Genomic DNA, 17,434 nt, shown 5'->3' with positions numbered 1-17,434 from the left:
AGCAGGAGAGGTCAGGCTGCCACGGGAGAAAGAATATAGACAATTAGCCGGTAGGTGATTCCGGCTCGCCTCAGGCCGCTTCCAAAGCCTGATAGTCCTTTATCGCCTTGAAGGTGATCTGCTTCCACCGATCCGCCTCGTAATTGAGGCCGAATTCGTGGGGGGCCAGGAAGACCGGGTCTTCATCAAGATCACGCGCAATATCCGCGCGGTGGGAACTGATGAAGCGTTCCAACTCGCCCTTGTCTTCCGCCGAGATCCAGCGGCAGACCGAGAAACGGGCCATCTCGAAATCGACCGGCAGCGAGTATTCGTTCTGCAGGCGCTCTTTCAGGACATCGAGCTGCAGTGCACCAACGACGCCCACGATGGCAGGAGAGCCGTCCTCGGGCGTGAAGAGCTGCACGACACCTTCTTCGGCCATCTGCTGAAGCGCTTCCTTCAGCTTCTTGGCCTTCATGGCGTCGCCCAGGCGAACCCGGCGCAGGATTTCCGGCGCGAAGTTCGGTACGCCGCGGAAGAGCAGTTCCTCACCTTCCGTCAGCGTGTCGCCGATGCGCAGCGTGCCGTGATTGGGAATGCCCACCACGTCGCCCGCAAAGGCTTCGTCTGCCGTGATGCGGCTCTTGGCGAAGAAGAACTGCGGTGCGGAAAGGCTGATCGGCTTGCCCGTTCGCACCAGCTTGGCCTTCATGCCACGCTGCAACTTGCCCGAACACACGCGCACGAATGCGATACGGTCGCGGTGGTTGGGATCCATGTTTGCCTGGATCTTGAAGACGAATGAGGTCATCTTCTCTTCGTCAGCTGCCACAGTGCGGCGGTCGGCTTCCTGGTCGCGCGGCTGCGGTCCGACCGCGCCCAGCGCCTCGATCAGATCGCGCACACCGAAATTGCGAAGTGCGGAACCGAAATAGACCGGGGTGAGATGTCCCTCGCGGAAGGACTGCATGTCGAAGGGCCGGCAGGCCTCCTGCGCCAGCATCATCTCCTCGACAAATGCGTCACGCTCGAATTCCGGCAGCATCTCGGCGATCTGGCTCGCTTCCGGCCCGTTCACCTTCTCCGGCTCGACATCGGCGTCCGAGCGGCGGATGGTGGAGTTCGCAAGGTTGAACGTGCCCGAGAAGCTCTTGCCCCGACCGATCGGCCATGTAACCGGCGCTGTATCAAGCGCCAGCTTCTGCTCGATCTCGTCGAGGATCTCGAAGGGATCGCGGCTTTCGCGGTCCATCTTGTTGACGAAGGTGACGATCGGAATGTCACGCAACCGGCAGACCTCGAACAGCTTCAGCGTTCGCGGCTCGATGCCCTTGGCTGCGTCGATCACCATGACGGCAGAGTCCACAGCCGTCAGCGTGCGATAGGTGTCGTCGGCAAAGTCTTCGTGGCCCGGCGTGTCGAGCAGGTTGAAGACATGGTCGCCATATTCGAAGGTCATGACCGAGGTCACGACCGAGATGCCGCGCTCGCGCTCGATCTTCATCCAGTCCGAACGCGTCTGCACCCGGTCCTTCTTCGCCTTCACCTCACCGGCAAGCTGGATCGCGCCGCCGAAAAGCAGCAGCTTTTCCGTCAGCGTCGTCTTACCCGCATCCGGGTGGGAGATGATTGCGAATGTGCGGCGGCGCGCCACCGCGTCGGCGAGTTTCTCGGGCATGATGATCCGGTCGTGTGAAAGCGGGGCGCTTTTAACAAGGCTTGGCCTGCCTGTCGAACGCTTTCCTGAAGCGACGAGCGGTGCATAATCGCGGCTGGTTCTGCTCACCCATGTTGAAATGCGAAGCGAAAGCGGTCAGACGATAGGACAAACCCACTTCAGCCGAGACAGGTCAGCGTCCCATGTCACAAAACATCTCCACGCCCGTCATTGGCCCCACCATTGGTGTCATTCGCCTTCCCCACGCTGCCGATCTGCCGCTCCCTGCCTATGAAAGCACTGGTGCTGCAGGCATGGATCTGCGCGCTGCCGTTCCCGAAGACCGCCAGATCATCCTGCTGCCGGGCAAGCGCGTGCTCGTGCCCACGGGCCTCGTCCTGGAACTTCCGGAAGGCTTCGAAGGTCAGGTCCGCCCTCGTTCGGGCCTCGCGCTCAAGCATGGCATCACCTGCCTCAACGCACCTGGAACCATCGATGCCGATTATCGCGGAGAGGTTGGCGTTATCCTCGTCAATCACGGCGACGAGGACTTCGCCATCACGCGTGGTCTGCGCATTGCCCAGCTTGTGGTGGCGCCTGTGGTTCAAGTGCGTCTGGAAGAGCGCGAAAGCGGTGGTGAGACCACACGCGGGCAAGGCGGTTTCGGCTCCACCGGCATGGTGTGAGACGCCCCGGGCGCGCAAACAGGAAATCGTGATCGAACTGTCTGGCCTGCCATGCGTTGAGTGCGGTGAATCCACCCAAGCAAAGGAGCGACAGACATGCCTTCCATCAAACAGGCCCGCATCGCGATCCTCGCCACCAACGGTTTCGAGCAGTCGGAACTTGAAGTTCCGCGCGATCGCCTTCTCGAAGCCGGTGCCGAGATCCACATCGTCTCACCGGAGAGCGGCGAGATCACCGGCTGGGACAAGAAGGACTGGGGTTCTTCCGTTACCGTCGACAAGGCGCTCGATGCCGTGAACCCGAATGACTATGACGCGCTGGTTCTGCCCGGTGGCCAGATCAACCCGGATCTTCTGCGTGTGGAAGAGAAGGCCGTTGCCCTGGTCAAGGCCTTCGCCGACAGCGGCAAGCCGCTCGCCGCTATCTGCCATGCCCCGTGGCTTCTGGTCGAGGCAGGTGTCGCCAAGGGCCGTCGCATGACGTCCTACAATTCCATCGCCACAGACGTGAAGAATGCCGGCGCCGAGTGGGAAGATTCGGAAGTTGTCGAGGATGGCAACATCATCACCTCCCGCAATCCCGGCGATCTGGAAGCCTTTTCCAAGGCCATCATCAAGGCGGTCGAAAACAGCGGCAGCCAGTCTCAGGCAGCCGAGTAGGCATCGATCGACGGTAAAGCGGAAGGCGGCCACCCCGGTGGCCGCCTTTTTCGTTTTTGGTCCGCATCAAGGCCGGCATTCCAACTCCAAGAAATTGCTTGGCTTGTGAACGCGATGCGATACATTCGCGGTCCAACGCGCCTCCCTGCAGGCGCAGGCATCAAGCTTTTGGAGGAGAATGATGTTCAATCGCAAAATGAAACTTCTGGCCGCTGGCGCGCTGGCACTTGGTCTTGGCGCGGTTCCTGCAGGCGCACAGGAGTTCATCAACGTCCTGACGGGTGGCACTTCGGGTGTCTACTACCCGCTCGGCGCCCAGCTTTCGAAGATCTATGGCGAGAAGATCGACGGCGCACGCACGCAGGTGCAGTCCACCAAGGCTTCCGTCGAGAACCTCAACCTGCTGCAGCAGGGTCGTGGTGAACTCGGCTTCGCGCTGGGTGACTCCGTCAAATCCGCCTGGGAAGGTGACGAGGAAGCAGGGTTTGCAAAGAAGCTCGACAAGCTTCGCGCCATTGCCGCCATCTATCCGAACTATATTCAGATCGTCGCTTCGGAAGAATCCGGCATCAAGACCTTCGAGGACCTCAAGGGCAAGGGGCTTTCGGTCGGTGCGCCGAAGTCCGGTACCGAGCTCAATGCTCGCCGCATCTTCGAGACGATGGGCATGAGCTATGAAGATCTGTCCAAGACCGAATATCTGCCTTTCGGCGAGTCCGTTGAACTGATCAAGAACCGTCAGCTCGACGCCACGCTGCAGTCCGCGGGCCTTGGCGTTTCCTCCATCAAGGACCTCGCCATTTCGCTGCCGGTCAACCTCGTTTCCGTGCCGGCAAGTGTGGCAGAGACGCTGGGCGCACCATTCATTGCAGCAGAGATCCCGGCCAACACCTATGAAGGCCAGACCGAAGCCGTACCCACGCTCGCGATCACGAACATCCTCGTGACGCATTCGGACGTCTCTGAAGAAACCGCCTACCAGATGACCAAGCAGCTCTTCGAGAATCTCGACGACATGGTCGCCGCCCACGCAGCCGCTCAGGCGATCTCCGCCGAGAACGGTCCGAAGGGCCTGCCGATCCCGCTGCACCCCGGTGCAGAGCGCTACTACAAGGAAGCCGGCATCCTCTAAGGCTGTCTGGCCTCGCCAAAGACCAAAGGCCGCACCGGGTGCTTCCGGTGCGGCCTTCTTTTTGTCCATCATTCATATTGCCGTTGTGCGGGAATGGCGCTAGGGCCACAATCGATGTGAGCCCATAAGAAAAAGCATTGGGTGCGGGAGAGAGACATGACGATGACCACGGATCAGGTGCAGGAGCCGACCCCGTCGGCAGAGCTTCAAGACCCCCATCACGCCGACTTCCCCGGCTCGGCCGAAGGCAGACTTCTGATGTGGATCGCGGTGGTCTTCTCGCTTTTCCAGATCGCCACCGCAGCCCATATCATCAGTCTGCCAAGCCAGGTCGTGCGCGCATTCCATGTAGGCTTTCTCATGCTGCTTGTCTTCCCGCTCGTCGCGGCATCCCGCGGCAAGGGACCCGGCATCAAGGCCGTTGCATGGGGGCTGGCGCTGGCCGGTGTGGCCGTCGCTGTCTATCAGTTCATCGAATACAAGCCGTTGCTCCTGCGCGCCGGTGATCCGCTGACCCGCGACATTGTCTTCGGTGTGGTCGCACTCGCGACGATATTCATCGCCGCCTACGTCCTCATGGGGCCCGCGCTGCCGATCATCTCCGGCGTCTTCCTGGCCTACTGCCTGTTCGGCGAATATCTGCCAGCGCCGCTCAATCACCGCGGCTATGACTTCTCCCAGGTCATCGACCACATGGCCTATGGCACCGAAGGCATCTACGGCATCCCGATCTACGTGTCGGCGACCTATATCTTCCTCTTCATCCTGTTCGGCTCCTTCCTTGAGCGCGCAGGCATGATCAAGCTCTTCACCGATGTCTCGCTTGGCATGGTCGGCCATGCGCGCGGCGGTGCCGCCAAGGTGTCGGTCATTTCCTCGGGTCTCATGGGCACGATCTCCGGCTCCGGCGTCGCCAATGTTGTCACCACCGGCCAGTTCACCATCCCGCTCATGAAGCGCTTCGGCTATCGCCCCGCCTTCGCGGGTGGCGTGGAATCCACCTCCTCCATGGGCGGCCAGCTCATGCCACCGGTCATGGGTGCCGTCGCCTTCATCATGGCCGAGACGCTCGGCATCGAATATTACGAGGTCGTCAAGGCGGCCATCATCCCCGCCGTCCTCTATTTCGCTTCCGCATTCTGGATGGTGCATCTGGAAGCAGGCAAATATGGCCTGCACGGTCTGCCCAAGGCAGAGCTGCCCTCCGCGATGAAGGCCGTGAAAGAGCGCTGGTATCTGATCCTGCCGCTGGCTGTCCTGGTCTACCTGCTTTTCACAGGCTACACGCCGCTTTTTGCAGGCACGATCGGCCTCGCGCTGACGCTGCTTCTTGTGCTTGGCGGCTCGGTCGCGCTTGGTCTTCCCAACCAGGCGCTGCGGATCATTTTCTGGGTCGTGCTCGGCTTTGGTGCGGCCAGCTTCTTCAAATACGGCATTACAGCGCTGCTGATCGCCACCGTCATCCTGATCGCCGCAAACCTCTTTGTGAAAGGCGGCTGGAAAACGCTGGATCTCTGCCGCGCTTCGCTTGCCGAAGGTGCAAAGACGGCCCTTCCTGTCGGTGTGGCCTGCGCCATTGTCGGCATCATCATCGGCACCATGACGCTCACCGGTGCTGCAAACACCTTTGGCCAGTTCATCGTCTCCGTGGGCGAGTCGAGCCTCTTCCTGTCGCTGGTGCTCACCATGATCACCTGTATCGTGCTTGGCATGGGCATTCCGACGATCCCCAACTACATCATCACCTCGTCGATTGCCGGCCCCGCGCTTCTCGCACTTGGCGTGCCGCTGATCGTCAGCCACATGTTCGTCTTCTATTTCGGCATCCTGGCGGACCTCACCCCGCCCGTAGCACTTGCCTGCTTTGCAGCAGGGCCGATCGCGCGCGAAAGCGGCCTGAAGATTTCCATGGAAGCGATCAAGATCGCGGCTGCAGGCTTCGTCATTCCCTTCATGGCGGTCTATACGCCTGCCCTCATGCTGCAGGATGGCGGACCGCTGGCCGAAAGCTGGGGCTACTGGCCGGCCGTCGCCTACATCATCTTCAAGGCTGGTCTTGCCATCGCGCTCTGGGGGGCGGCGGTGATCGGTTATCTCAGCCGTCCGCTGGCCGTTTGGGAGCGGATGCTCGCCACCGCGGCAGCTTTCACGCTGATCGTGGCGCTGCCGATCACGGATGAAGTCGGCTTCGCACTCGCAGCCCTCTTCCTCGGCCAGCTCTTCCTGCGCAATCGCGCCGCCGCGCAGAAAGCGGATGTCGCTCAATGAGCCTGTGCATCGCCGCGGCCGGGAAGCTGATCATGCTCGCCGGCACGGCCTTCACGCTCTCCTGGACCCACTCGGTCGAAAAGATTGAGTGGCAGGAAGATTGGGTTATCGACGCGGGCGCGCTTCATCTCCGGCAAGCCCGCGTGAAGGGCTCCGGGGCAGGCATGGAGCCACCCGCAGATGCAAGGTTTGAAGAAGGTTGGTGGGTTTACGAGCCCGAACTGGCAGCACAGCCGCAAATGGTGCTGGCTGCATCGGGCGCCACGGGGCAGGGCTGGCAGATCTGCATGGAGACGGGCGCGTGTCGCGAGATCGGTCGTGCCGCTTCAAGCCCGCTCACGCTGCGCGCCTGCACAAGTGAAGAAAAATCGAACTGACTGCTCACGCGTGCGCGGAACGACCGCCGCTGCGACGACGCGCGCAAGCCGGACCCGGGCCGCGCATATAGTGCCGCTCGGGGTGATAGCGCTGCAACAGTGAAGCCTTCAGCGACTGCACGAAACGCGAAATGAACTTGACCAGTGCCATGGCCATGATGCCCTGCCTTACAAACAAAATCCTCCACGTGTCCATCCTAGCGCTGATCGATGAATATCAGGTGAATCGCACGTGGCTTTCGGCACTGCAGAAACACGTTCCAAGGGGCGGAAAAAGGGAGGGAATCAGGCTGAACGAGGGCAGCCAGTCCTTTGAGCCGCGACATGTTGTTGCGCCGCAACACCGCCTGCGTCTCGCCGAAAGGGCAATCGCGCGAAAATCTTCGCCTCGCCTCCATTCGTGATGGAACAGCTCAACGGCTCGCCTGTTAGTGGGGGAGCCGGCGCGATCTCCCCTGCATCGCGCGGCCTGCACGAAGAAGCAAGCACGAGAGGAATTTCACCATGGGTCTGTTTTCCAGTGACATCAAGACCATGGATGACCTGTTCATCCACACGCTTCGCGACATCTATTATGCCGAGAAGCAGATCTCCAAGTCGCTTCCGAAGATGATCGACAAGGCCACAAATCCGCAGCTCAAACAGGGCTTCGAAACCCACCTGTCGGAAACCGAGGGCCACATCGAGAATCTGGAAGAGGCTTTCCGCCTCCTGGACGTTGAGGCCAAGGGCGTCGACTGCCCTGCTATCGACGGCATCCTCAAGGAAGCAAATGAACTCATCGGCGAGACCGAGGACAAGCAGGTTCTCGACGCCGCACTCATCGCTGCCGCACAGGCTGTCGAGCACTACGAGATCACACGCTACGGCACGCTGATCACATGGGCAAAGGAACTCGGTCGCAATGACGTTGCCCAGGTCCTCGAGCGCACGCTCAAGGAAGAAAAGGCAACCGACGAGAAGCTGACCAATCTCGCAGAAACCCGGGTCAATCTGGCAGCTGCTGAATAAGGCAGCCCCCATTACCAGTCAAAAGGCCGCCCCGCCGGGCGGCCTTTTTTTGTCATTCACGCATTGCCGATAATCATCCCGGTGGCGAACACCAATGCGCCGCCCAGCACCACCTGGAAAGTCGCGCGACCCCAAGGCGTTTCCATGTAGCGGTTCTGGATCCATGCGATCACCCAAAGCTCCACGAAAACCACCGCAATCGCGATTGCAGTCGCCGTCCAGAAATGCGGGATCAGATAGGGCAGGGCGTGGCCAAGCCCGCCCACGGTGGTCATGATGCCGGTGGCAAGCCCCCGCTTTACCGGCGAACCACGCCCCGAGATCACACCGTCATCGGAAGCAACTTCGGTAAAGCCCATCGAAATGCCGGCACCGAGCGAAGCCGCAAGGCCGACCAGAAAGGTCTGCCAGGTGTCGCCGGTGGCAAAGGCCGCTGCGAAAATGGGAGCAAGCGTGGAAACCGAACCGTCCATCAGCCCGGCCAGCCCCGGCTGAACATAGGTCAGCACCATCTGCTTGTGTGCCGTCGCATCCTCTTCGGCCATAGCCTCCTCGTCCAGATGCTGCTCGCTCAGACGACGCGCAAGCGACTCGTGGCTCTGCTCGGCAGCCGCCAGATCACCCAGAAGCTTCCGCAATCCGGCATCCTGCGTTCGTTTGGCTGCCTCCAGGTAGAACCGCGCCGCCTGCTCCTCCATGGCCTCTGCCGCAGCCCGCACCTTGTCGAGACCCAGCGGACGCACCAGCCAGTCAGGCTTGCGCTGGTAGAAGCCGCGCACATGCTCGCGCCGGATCAGCAGAATTCGTTCGCCGAAGCGCTGCCGATAGGCTTCGATCAGTTGCGCACGATGCCCGTCCTCTTCCTGGGCCATTTCCTCAAAGATCGCTGCCGAATGGGGAAAGTCGTCGCGCAGATTCTCCGCATAGGCTCGATAGATGCGCGCATCGTCCTCCTCCGAGGAAATGGCAAGAGCCAGAACTTCCCTCTCATCGAGAGACGAAAAGGCGCGACGCTGCGCACCGAAGAAGCGGGAGAACATGATCGGAAATCCTTACTTTAGAATGATTCTAAAATATGTATACCAGCCACCATTCGTCAAGCACAGCCACTGGTAGAAGTTGCCCTGCCGCCGCTTTGATGCAAAACAAGGCGCTCAGGCGAGCGAAGGCCGGAGCGAAATGGCGACCGAAAGCGAACGCAAGTTTCTCGTGGCAAGCGATGATTGGCGCAATCACGTTGTCGAGACAGTGACCATCCGCCAGTTCTATGTCATGGCTGACAGCGACCGCTCCCTGCGCATGCGGATCAGGAACGGCGAGCAGGCGAAGCTCACGCTCAAGCTTGGCGCCGCCAAGCGCGAACGCGAAGAATTCGAGTATCCCTCCAGCCTGTCAGAAGCCGATGAGATGGCACGTTTCGCCATTGGCGACATCATCGAGAAAACGCGCAATATTGTGCCCCATCACTCGCTTCACTTCGAAATTGACGAGTTTTCGGGTCCGCTGGCCGGCCTTGTTCTTGCCGAGCTTGAAACCACGGCTGATATGGATGCCTCCAGCCTTCCCGTCTGGCTTGGACGCGAGGTCACGGGCGATGCTCGTTACTACAACGCCAATCTTGCCCTCAACGGAATGCCGGACACCGCATCATGAGTTACCGGATCGACCCAGCACTGCCAGTGGATGCCGAATTGCGCCGCATCGCAGGTGAAGAACTTGCCATCATGCGCGGCCAGCTCAAGGAAATGCCCGAGGGGCGCCAGCGCGCGCTCCACATGACGCGCAAGAGCATCAAGCGGCTTCGTGGCCTCCTGCGCCTGATCCGCAAGGGCGACGAGGAGTTCTACCACGAACAGAATGCCCGCCTGCGTGACCTGGCTCGGGAGTTGTCCCGTCAGCGTGACGCGGACGCAGCCGTGGAAACGCTGGACCGACTGCGCGACCGCGAGAAGGATGCCGAAAAGCTCGAACTTCTCGGTCTCGCCCATGACAGGCTCGATCAGCGCCGCATTCGCATCATCGAGGAGGAGCGTGCGCGCCGTGATCTCATTCCCTTCGCGCTGGAGGAAATAGATGAGACCGAGCACGCCTTCGCTGCGCTTGCCCTGCCTACAGACCCCGACGAAGGTGCAAAGCTGTTGTCGGGCGGGGCACGCGCCATGATCACCAAGGCGCGCAAGGCCTTCAAGCATGCCCGCAAAAGGGGCGACGATGAAGATTTCCACGAGATGCGCAAATCCGTGAAATATCATTGGATGCATCTCGGCCTGCTCGGCTCCATGTGGCCCGGCAGCCGGCTATCGCGGCGTAAACGTGCAGAAAAGCTTGGCGATGTCCTGGGTGAGCTTAACGACATCTCCAATCTGACTGAACTGCTCGGAAATGGCGAAGTGGCACTGGACGCCAAAGCGGAAAAGCTTTTGCAAAAGCGGCTGGCCCAGCGCGAGAAGCAGCTCCGCAAACAGGCCCTTGCGCATGCCGAAGAGCTGTTCGACAAGGAAGGCAAGAAGCTGCGTCGCAAGATCGAGCGGGCCATGCAGCGCGAAAAACGGGATCATTGATGGTTGGTGGGGAGAAAAGTGCCGGGCCGCATGTTCGAAAGCCCGGCCCGGACAGCTGGCTCGATCGCTTCGGCCAGTTTCTGGCGCGACGGCTGGAATCGGAGTCCTCGGGATATCAGCCCTACACGCCCTCCGATCCCGAAACTCTGAGCCGTACGCTTCAGCCCGGAGACATAATCCTGGTCGAGGGCAACCAACGCGTTTCCGCTGCAATCAAGTATCTCACTCAATCCACCTGGAGCCATGCAGCGCTTTATGTCGGCGACATGCTGCCGGAGCCCGAAGACGGGTCGGAGCGTCCGCGCTTGATCGAGGTCGTGCTGGGGAAGGGCTGCATTGCCGTTCCGCTGTCAAAATACCGCACATACAACACCCGCATCTGCCGCGCGGTCGGGCTCACGCCGGAGGACCGCAAGACTGTCGTCAATTACATGATCGACCGGCTGGGCCTGCGCTACGACATGCGCAACATCTTCGACCTGATGCGCTATTTCCTGCCCACGCCGCCCGTTCCGGTGCGTTGGCGCCGACGCATGATCGCCCTTGGGTCGGGCGATCCCACCCGCGCGATCTGCTCCTCGCTGATCGCGCAGGCTTTTCAGTCGGTGGCCTATCCGATCCTGCCCGAGATCGTGCAGGTGAAGGGGCATGCGACAGCAGAGTCCGTTTATTCGCGCGAGGAAATCCTGCATATCCGCCACCACTCGCTTTTCACGCCGCGTGATTTCGATCTCTCTCCCTATTTCGAGATCGTGAAGCCGACGCTGGTCTTCGGTTTCGACTACAAGCTGCTGCGTTGGGCGGAGAAGGAAAAGCAGGAAGCGGCAGACGCAAAGGGAGAAGCTTGAGGTGGAGCATCACGCGGCATTGGCACTGATTTTTCTGGCCTTCACGCTCTATGCATTGGCAGGGCCGCGTCTGGAAAAATCGATGCTGTCAGGCCCGATAATCTTCACCGTGATAGGCTTGGCCTTCTACTGGTTCAAGCTGCCGGTCCTGTCCGACGCGGACAATTCCATCATCGAGTTCCTTGCGACAGGAACGCTGGTCATCATCCTGTTTCGCGATGCGGCCTCCATCCGCTTTTCCAATGTTCTGGCAGAGCGCCGCATCGCCATGCTGACCCTGCGTCTGCTTCTTGTCGGCATACCCCTTACCATCATGGCCGGCGCGGGTGCCGCGCTTATTTTCTTTCCCGGTCTTGGACTGGCAGCGGCAATTGTCGTGGCAATCCTTCTCACCCCCACAGATGCGGCATTGGCGCAGCCGGTATTCGACGACGAAAGCCTGCCGGAAATCCCGCGTGAGGCACTGGATGCGGAAAGCGGTCTCAATGATGGGCTTTGCCTGCCACTTCTGTTGATCGTGCTTGGCTTCGCCACCCAGGCAGGGGGAACAGGCCTGGCGCAGCATCTCGGTTTCTTCGCCAGCCAGGTTCTGTTCGGACCGTTGGTTGGCTTGGTTGTCGGCTGGCTGGGTGCCGCCGCGCTTTCGCGCATGGTGCACGGCAATGCGGCTTTCTCGTCCGGCAGAACGCCGATCATGGTCGCGCTGGCAGGCCTCGCCTATTTCGCGGCGGAACTCGTGCACGGCAATGGCTTTCTTGCCGCCTTCGTTGCGGGTATCACCTTTGGGTTCCAGCTTCCCCGCCCGCTCGTCGAGCGCGCTTCGAGCTTTGCAGGCACGGAGGGTGTTCTGCTGACCAATGTGACATTCCTGCTGTTCGGCGCGGTCATGTTGCCACGCGCGCTGCAGGTCGACGGGCTTGATGTGTTCGTCTATGCGATCCTCAGCCTGACGCTCATCCGGATGGTGCCGGTCGCCCTTGCCTCCATCGGTTCCGGCATTGGGATGGGCGGAACCGCTTTCATGGGCTGGTTCGGCCCACGTGGACTGGCCTCCGTGCTCTATCTGCTTCTGGTGGTTGAGCAGTCCGGCTTCGCGTCAGCCGACATGGTCGCCGACATCACCGTCGTCACGATCGCGCTTTCGATCCTGCTGCACGGCATCAGCTCGCCTTTCGCGCACGGCATGTTCTTTGGGCGCGGCAAGGTTTCAGGCGGTGGCAGCCTTGGCGCTGCGCGGTAGCCATTCGAGTATCTTCGATTCCAGACGTCCGGGTGACACGGGTTTGGTCAGATAATCATCCATGCCCGCATCCATGCATTTTTCGCGGTCGCCCTTGAGTGCATGAGCAGTCACACCGATGATGGGGGTGCGGTCCAGACCTTCGGCTTCTTCGATCTTGCGGATGGCATGCGTCGCCTCCAGTCCGTTCATGTCCGGCATGGAGACATCCATGATGATCAGGGCCGGACGGTCGCGCTTCCAGATTTCAAGCGCTTCCCTGCCGTTTTCCGCCAGGCTGAATTCCTGTCCGAAACCTGAAAGGATCTGCCGGAACACGAGCTGGTTCACCTCATTGTCTTCAGCGACCAGTATGCGGGTGCCATCCCTGGTGGAGGCATCGCTCCTTTGCGGCGTCGAGGGATGAAGCGCGACCGGGGCAGGGGCCTCCAGACGCGTCTGCGGCTCCTCTGCATGGGATTCGGCGGTTTCCAAGGGCGCTTCCGCGATCACGGGCGCGGAAGGCTGTCGAAGCGGCTTTCCGCTGCGATGCTCCGAAATCACCTCACAGATCGTCTCGCGCAGAAGCGAGGAGCGCGTGGGTTTGGTGAGGATGGAATTCGCCCCGGCCGCGCGCAATTCTCTCGTGGTGCGCGTGTCATCGACGGAAGTGAGAAGCAGAACGGCGGTGTCACCGAGCCATCCCTCCGCACCCATCGCACGCAGCACCTCCAGCCCGCTCATCTGCGGCATCTGGTAGTCGAGCAGCACCAGATCGACGGTCACTCCGCGCATCTTGGCCTGCTGCATGAAGGCATGGGCCATCGCACCGTCTTCGACCGCGCAGCTTTCAAAACCCCAACCGCGCGTCTGGTCGGTCAGGATGCGGCGGTTGATCTCGTTGTCATCGACAATGAGGATGCGCGCGCCTTCGACCTTCGAAAGCGCCGGGTCGGCCTGCTCTTCCCCTTCATGGGCAGTCAGCGGAATGCGGAAGGAGAAGGTAGAGCCCTTGCCCAGTTCGCTTTCGGCCTTGATGGCGCCGCCCATCATCTCCACCAGCCTGGAGGCGATTGCGAGCCCAAGTCCCGTGCCCTCGTGTCGGCGGGTCGAAGAGCCGTCCACCTGGCTGAACTTTTCGAAGACGCTCGCAAGCTTTTCTTCCGGAATGCCGATGCCCGTATCGGTAACCCGGAAGAGCGTCTCGTTGTCCTCACGGATCAATTCGATCAGCACATGGCCCCGCTCGGTGAACTTCACCGCATTGCCGGCGAGATTGGTCAGGATCTGACGAATGCGCCCGGCATCGCCCACCACCCAATGCGGCTGGTCCGGCGCAATGTCGACAATCAGCTCCAGATCCTTCTCCGACGCTCGCGAGGAAAGCAGTGTGGCCACGTCTTCCACCGCCTCTGCCAGGTTGAATGGCACCGGCTCAAGCTGGGCATGGCCCGCATCGATCTTCGAATAGTCGAGAATGTCGTTGATGATGGTCAGAAGCGCGTGCCCCGACTTCAGCACCACGTCGTTATAGGTGCGCTGGCGTGCGTCGAGTTCGGTATTGGCCATGAGCTCGGCCATGCCCAGCACCCCGTTCATCGGCGTGCGGATCTCGTGGCTCATATTGGCCAAAAATTCGCTCTTCGCGCGGTCCGCCGCCTTCGCATCCTCAAGCGCCGCCTTCAGCCGCGCCAGCGCATGGCGGATCGAGCGCTCCATGGGCAGGAAGAGCAGGAACAATATGGCCGCCGCGAAGCCTGCAAGCACCAGGCCTAGAATGTTGATGGCGATCTTCACCTGATCGGCCAGCCTCTTGTTGAAGCTCAACAGCTTGGCTGAAAGCTGCGACAGCGCAGGCGCCACCAGATAGGTGACGTCACCATCAAGCCTGCGTCCCACACCGGGCCATTCGCTGACCTTGGTTTGCGTGGCCTCGACCACCTTGCCGTGGAACTCTGCCAGGACATCTGCAGGCGCCTTTGGTCCGTAGGGAGTCACGACCGTCATCTTTTCCCGCATCTGCAGGTCGAGCTCGGCCCACAACGCTTCCAGGCGCATGCAGGTTTCCTCCAGCTCGTCCGCCTGCACATTGAGCGCGGTCTTGATCCATACATATTCGCTGGATCGGTCGCTGCTCATCTCAAGCGCCGTGCGGTTGATGCGCTTGACGACATCTTCCGCCTTGGCCGTCACCATGGCGATCTCGGTCGCCTGCGCATAACGCTGATTGACCATATGCGCGGAAATGACGAAGAGCATGCCCGGCACGATCAGCGCGGCCATGACCATGATATAGCGTCGGCGAAGCCCTCGCACGGCACGCGAAATCGTCAGTGAAGGGTCGGCAGCGGCAAGCCCCGCCCGTCTTTTTGCAGGCGCAAAACGGCTCTTGAGCCCAAGGCGTGTGGCAAGCTGAGACAGCAATATTTCCCCCTCCGCATTGCTGACACACCTCTCCCCGCGTCAGCCTGCAATCCGAGATTGCTTCCCTTGGGTGAAGTTTCGGTTAACCGGCTGCCATTGCGGCATAATTGTGTCGCTATGACGCAGCGGCATGTCGCCACTTTGATCTGTTATACAAGGAGTCCTAAATGGGTGCGTGTCGAACACGTTCGGGAGGTCCTGATGGACCCGCTTTTGCTGTCACGCATTCAGTTCGCTGCCAATATTTCCTTCCATATCCTGTTTCCTGCGATCACCATTTCGCTGGGCTGGGTGCTGCTTTACTTCAAGCTGCAATACAACCGCACCGGCGAACATGCCTGGATGCGCGCCTATTTCACCTTCGTGAAGGTCTTCGCGCTTTCCTTTGCGCTGGGCGTCGTCTCCGGCGTGACCATGAGCTTCCAGTTCGGCACAAACTGGCCGGGTTTCATGGAGAAGGTCGGCAATATCGCAGGCCCCCTTCTGGCCTATGAGGTGCTGACCGCCTTCTTCCTGGAAGCCGTGTTCCTCGGCATCATGCTTTTCGGCTTCCGCCGGGTCTCCAACCGCGTGCACACGCTGGCGACATTCCTCGTCGCCTTCGGCACCACCATGTCCGCCTTCTGGATCCTCGCGCTCAATTCCTGGATGCACACTCCCGCCGGTTTCGAGATGCGCGATGGCGTTGCCTATCCCACAAGCTGGTTCGAGATCGTCTTCAACCCGTCCTTCCCGTGGCGTCTGGTTCACATGCTTCTGGCTTCGGGCCTGACGGCCGCCTTCCTCGTCGCCGGGTTCTCGGCCCTGCGCTATGTCCTCGGCGACCGCTCTGCCTCCATGTGGAAGGCGTTGAAGACAGGCGTGGCGCTCGGCGCGATCCTCATACCGCTGCAGATCTTCGCCGGCGACCAGCACGGCCTCAACACGCTCGAACACCAGCCCGCCAAGGTCGCCGCCATGGAGGCCAACTGGGAGACGCGCGGAAACGTGCCCCTCGTCCTCTTCGCCATTCCCGATGAGGAAGCGCGCGAGAACCGTTTCGAGATCGCGGTGCCCAATGTCGCCTCGATCATCCTGAAGCACAGTCCGTCGGGCGTCGTTCCCGGTCTCAATGATTTCGAGGGCGAGCATCCCCCGGTCGCACCCGTCTTCTACGCCTTCCGCATAATGGTCGGGGTGGGGATCGCCATGCTCGTCATTTCCTGGGTTGCCGCCTTCTATCTCTTCCGCCGCAAGGTCCTGCCCAACTGGGTGGCCTATAGCCTCGTGCCGATGGGCCTGTCCGGCTGGGTGGCGGTGCTTGCCGGCTGGTATGTGACCGAGATCGGCCGCCAGCCCTGGCTTGTGACCGGCGTGCTGCGCACGGGCGAGGCTGTCGGCCCCGTCACCGGCGGCCAGGTCGCGCTGTCGCTCGCAGGCTATCTCGCGCTCTACGCCGTCCTGCTCTTCGTCTATCTGGGTGTTCTGGTCTACATGGCCGTAAAGGCATCGAAGGAAGGCGACGAGGAACCTGATCCCGCGGTCAAGGACCGCCCGCTCGACCAGCCTGTGGAGGCAGAAGCATGAGCATCGACTGGCCAACTCTTCTGCCCCTCGTCTTCGCCGGCCTGATGGGCGTTGCGATCCTGCTCTACGTCATTCTCGATGGCTTCGATCTCGGCATAGGTATTCTCTTTGCCGCCGCCGACACGGATGACAAGGACACCATGATCGCCTCCATCGGCCCCTTCTGGGATGCCAACGAGACATGGCTCGTGCTCGCCGTCGGTCTGCTGCTGGTGGCCTTCCCGATCGCGCACGGTGTCATCCTCACCGCGCTCTATCTTCCCGTCTTCCTGCTTCTCGTCGGGCTGATCCTGCGTGGTGTCGCCTTCGACTTCCGTGCCAAGGTGCCCATCCACCGCAAGCACCGCTGGGACCGCATGTTCTTTATAGGCTCGCTGCTCGCAGCGCTTGCGCAGGGCTACATGCTCGGCATCTATGTTCTGGGCCTCCAGCAGGGCATTGCCGCCATGCTCTTCGCGGCCCTCGTCGCACTCTGCCTCGCCGCCGCCTATGCGGCCATGGGATCGGCCTGGCTCATCTACAAGGCGGAAGGGGACCTGCAGCAAAAGGCCGTGTTCTGGCTGCGTCGCACGCTGGTTTTCACTGCCGCCGGCATGGCCGCCGTGTCCGCCGCCACACCGCTTGCAAGCCCGCGCATCTTCGAGAAGTGGTTCACCCTGCCGGAGATTGTCTGGCTTGCACCCCTGCCCATTGCGGCACTCGGCCTCTTCCTGTGGCTGTGGCGCATGTGCGTGCATCTGCCGGGCCACGAGGACGAGCACTCGCTCAAGCCCTTCATCGTGCTCTCAGCCATCTTTGCACTGGGCTTCGGCGGTCTTGCCTATTCCTTCTACCCCTATGTCGTGCCCGACCGGATGACCATCTGGGAAGCTGCTGCCGCGACCGAGAGCCTGGCCGTCATCCTCATCGGCACCGCATTCGTTCTGCCGATCATCCTGGGCTACACGGTCTATGCCTACCGCGTCTTCGGCGGCAAGGCGGGCGATCTGACCTATGACTAGGGTTAAGTGCCGGTAAAAATCGGGCAGGGCTCAACGCGTTTG

16 protein-coding genes are annotated in these 17,434 nt (G+C 61.1%); 12 read left to right on the top strand and 4 right to left on the bottom strand.

The window, feature by feature from the left end; translation table 11 throughout:
• Positions 1–70: 70 nt before the first annotated feature.
• The gene (locus tag EL18_RS11800) at positions 71–1,660 is read right to left on the bottom strand and encodes a peptide chain release factor 3 (protein ID WP_036484677.1); all 1,590 of its coding nucleotides are present in this window, start codon (positions 1,658–1,660) and stop codon (positions 71–73) included.
• Positions 1,661–1,842: 182 nt separating this feature from the next.
• Here EL18_RS11800 and dut point away from each other — a divergent pair, with 182 nt between their 5' ends.
• From dut to EL18_RS11775, 5 genes are all read left to right on the top strand, one after another.
• Positions 1,843–2,325 carry a dUTP diphosphatase gene (gene dut / locus EL18_RS11795; RefSeq protein WP_036483252.1) on the top strand — a complete coding sequence of 161 codons (483 nt, stop codon included), beginning with the start codon at positions 1,843–1,845 and terminating at the stop codon, positions 2,323–2,325.
• 96 nt (positions 2,326–2,421) lie between these two features.
• Positions 2,422–2,985 (top strand): type 1 glutamine amidotransferase domain-containing protein, encoded by a 564-nt coding sequence (locus EL18_RS11790; RefSeq protein WP_036483251.1) that lies wholly within the window; start codon positions 2,422–2,424, stop codon positions 2,983–2,985.
• A gap of 181 nt (positions 2,986–3,166) precedes the next feature.
• Positions 3,167–4,117: a TAXI family TRAP transporter solute-binding subunit gene (locus EL18_RS11785; RefSeq protein ID WP_036483248.1), complete on the top strand. Its 951-nt coding sequence runs from the start codon at positions 3,167–3,169 to the stop codon at positions 4,115–4,117.
• A 156-nt stretch (positions 4,118–4,273) separates the two neighbouring features.
• Positions 4,274–6,385 carry a TRAP transporter permease gene (locus EL18_RS11780; protein ID WP_036483245.1) on the top strand — a complete coding sequence of 704 codons (2,112 nt, stop codon included), beginning with the start codon at positions 4,274–4,276 and terminating at the stop codon, positions 6,383–6,385.
• Positions 6,382–6,762 carry a DUF1850 domain-containing protein gene (locus tag EL18_RS11775; RefSeq protein WP_036483242.1) on the top strand — a complete coding sequence of 127 codons (381 nt, stop codon included), beginning with the start codon at positions 6,382–6,384 and terminating at the stop codon, positions 6,760–6,762. Before EL18_RS11780 ends, EL18_RS11775 begins: the two co-directional genes overlap by 4 nt.
• A 4-nt stretch (positions 6,763–6,766) precedes the next feature.
• Here the strand turns inward: EL18_RS11775 and EL18_RS18075 are convergent, their stop codons facing one another.
• The gene (locus EL18_RS18075) at positions 6,767–6,919 is read right to left on the bottom strand and encodes a hypothetical protein (RefSeq protein ID WP_200875537.1); all 153 of its coding nucleotides are present in this window, start codon (positions 6,917–6,919) and stop codon (positions 6,767–6,769) included.
• Between the two features lie 347 nt (positions 6,920–7,266).
• On the opposite strand from EL18_RS18075, the gene EL18_RS11765 reads away from it, so the two are divergent.
• Complete coding sequence (locus tag EL18_RS11765) at positions 7,267–7,773, top strand: YciE/YciF ferroxidase family protein (protein WP_036483237.1); 507 nt, start codon at positions 7,267–7,269, stop codon at positions 7,771–7,773.
• Positions 7,774–7,829: 56 nt separating this feature from the next.
• On the opposite strand, the gene mbfA is transcribed toward EL18_RS11765, so the two are convergent.
• Positions 7,830–8,813: an iron exporter MbfA gene (mbfA, locus tag EL18_RS11760; protein ID WP_036483234.1), complete on the bottom strand. Its 984-nt coding sequence runs from the start codon at positions 8,811–8,813 to the stop codon at positions 7,830–7,832.
• A 139-nt stretch (positions 8,814–8,952) separates the two neighbouring features.
• Here mbfA and EL18_RS11755 point away from each other — a divergent pair, with 139 nt between their 5' ends.
• The 4 genes from EL18_RS11755 to EL18_RS11740 are packed head-to-tail and all read left to right on the top strand — an operon-like array spanning position 8,953 to position 12,422.
• Complete coding sequence (locus EL18_RS11755; protein ID WP_036483231.1) at positions 8,953–9,426, top strand: CYTH domain-containing protein; 474 nt, start codon at positions 8,953–8,955, stop codon at positions 9,424–9,426.
• Positions 9,423–10,334, top strand: coding sequence for a CHAD domain-containing protein (locus EL18_RS11750; protein WP_036483229.1), 912 nt, complete (start codon positions 9,423–9,425; stop codon positions 10,332–10,334). The genes EL18_RS11755 and EL18_RS11750 overlap by 4 nt, the downstream gene beginning before the upstream one ends.
• Complete coding sequence (locus EL18_RS11745) at positions 10,334–11,182, top strand: YiiX/YebB-like N1pC/P60 family cysteine hydrolase (RefSeq protein ID WP_036483226.1); 849 nt, start codon at positions 10,334–10,336, stop codon at positions 11,180–11,182. The genes EL18_RS11750 and EL18_RS11745 overlap by 1 nt, the downstream gene beginning before the upstream one ends.
• 1 nt (position 11,183) lies before the next feature.
• Positions 11,184–12,422: a cation:proton antiporter gene (locus tag EL18_RS11740; RefSeq protein WP_051914077.1), complete on the top strand. Its 1,239-nt coding sequence runs from the start codon at positions 11,184–11,186 to the stop codon at positions 12,420–12,422.
• On the opposite strand, the gene EL18_RS11735 is transcribed toward EL18_RS11740, so the two are convergent.
• Positions 12,390–14,825, bottom strand: coding sequence for a response regulator (locus EL18_RS11735; RefSeq protein ID WP_051914075.1), 2,436 nt, complete (start codon positions 14,823–14,825; stop codon positions 12,390–12,392). The genes EL18_RS11740 and EL18_RS11735 overlap by 33 nt on opposite strands.
• Positions 14,826–15,026: 201 nt before the next feature.
• Between EL18_RS11735 and EL18_RS11730 the strand changes: the two genes are divergently transcribed.
• Complete coding sequence (locus EL18_RS11730; protein ID WP_036483223.1) at positions 15,027–16,391, top strand: cytochrome ubiquinol oxidase subunit I; 1,365 nt, start codon at positions 15,027–15,029, stop codon at positions 16,389–16,391.
• Positions 16,388–17,392, top strand: a complete 1,005-nt coding sequence (locus tag EL18_RS11725; RefSeq protein ID WP_036483221.1) for a cytochrome d ubiquinol oxidase subunit II — start codon at positions 16,388–16,390, stop codon at positions 17,390–17,392. Before EL18_RS11730 ends, EL18_RS11725 begins: the two co-directional genes overlap by 4 nt.
• The last annotated feature ends 42 nt before the right edge of the window (positions 17,393–17,434 follow it).

Origin of the sequence: Nitratireductor basaltis (assembly GCF_000733725.1) — a bacterium.
Lineage (GTDB): Bacteria > Pseudomonadota > Alphaproteobacteria > Rhizobiales > Rhizobiaceae > Chelativorans > Chelativorans basaltis.
The sequence above is the reverse complement of the archived record's forward strand: the minus strand, read 5'-3'. Positions and strand labels throughout refer to the sequence as shown.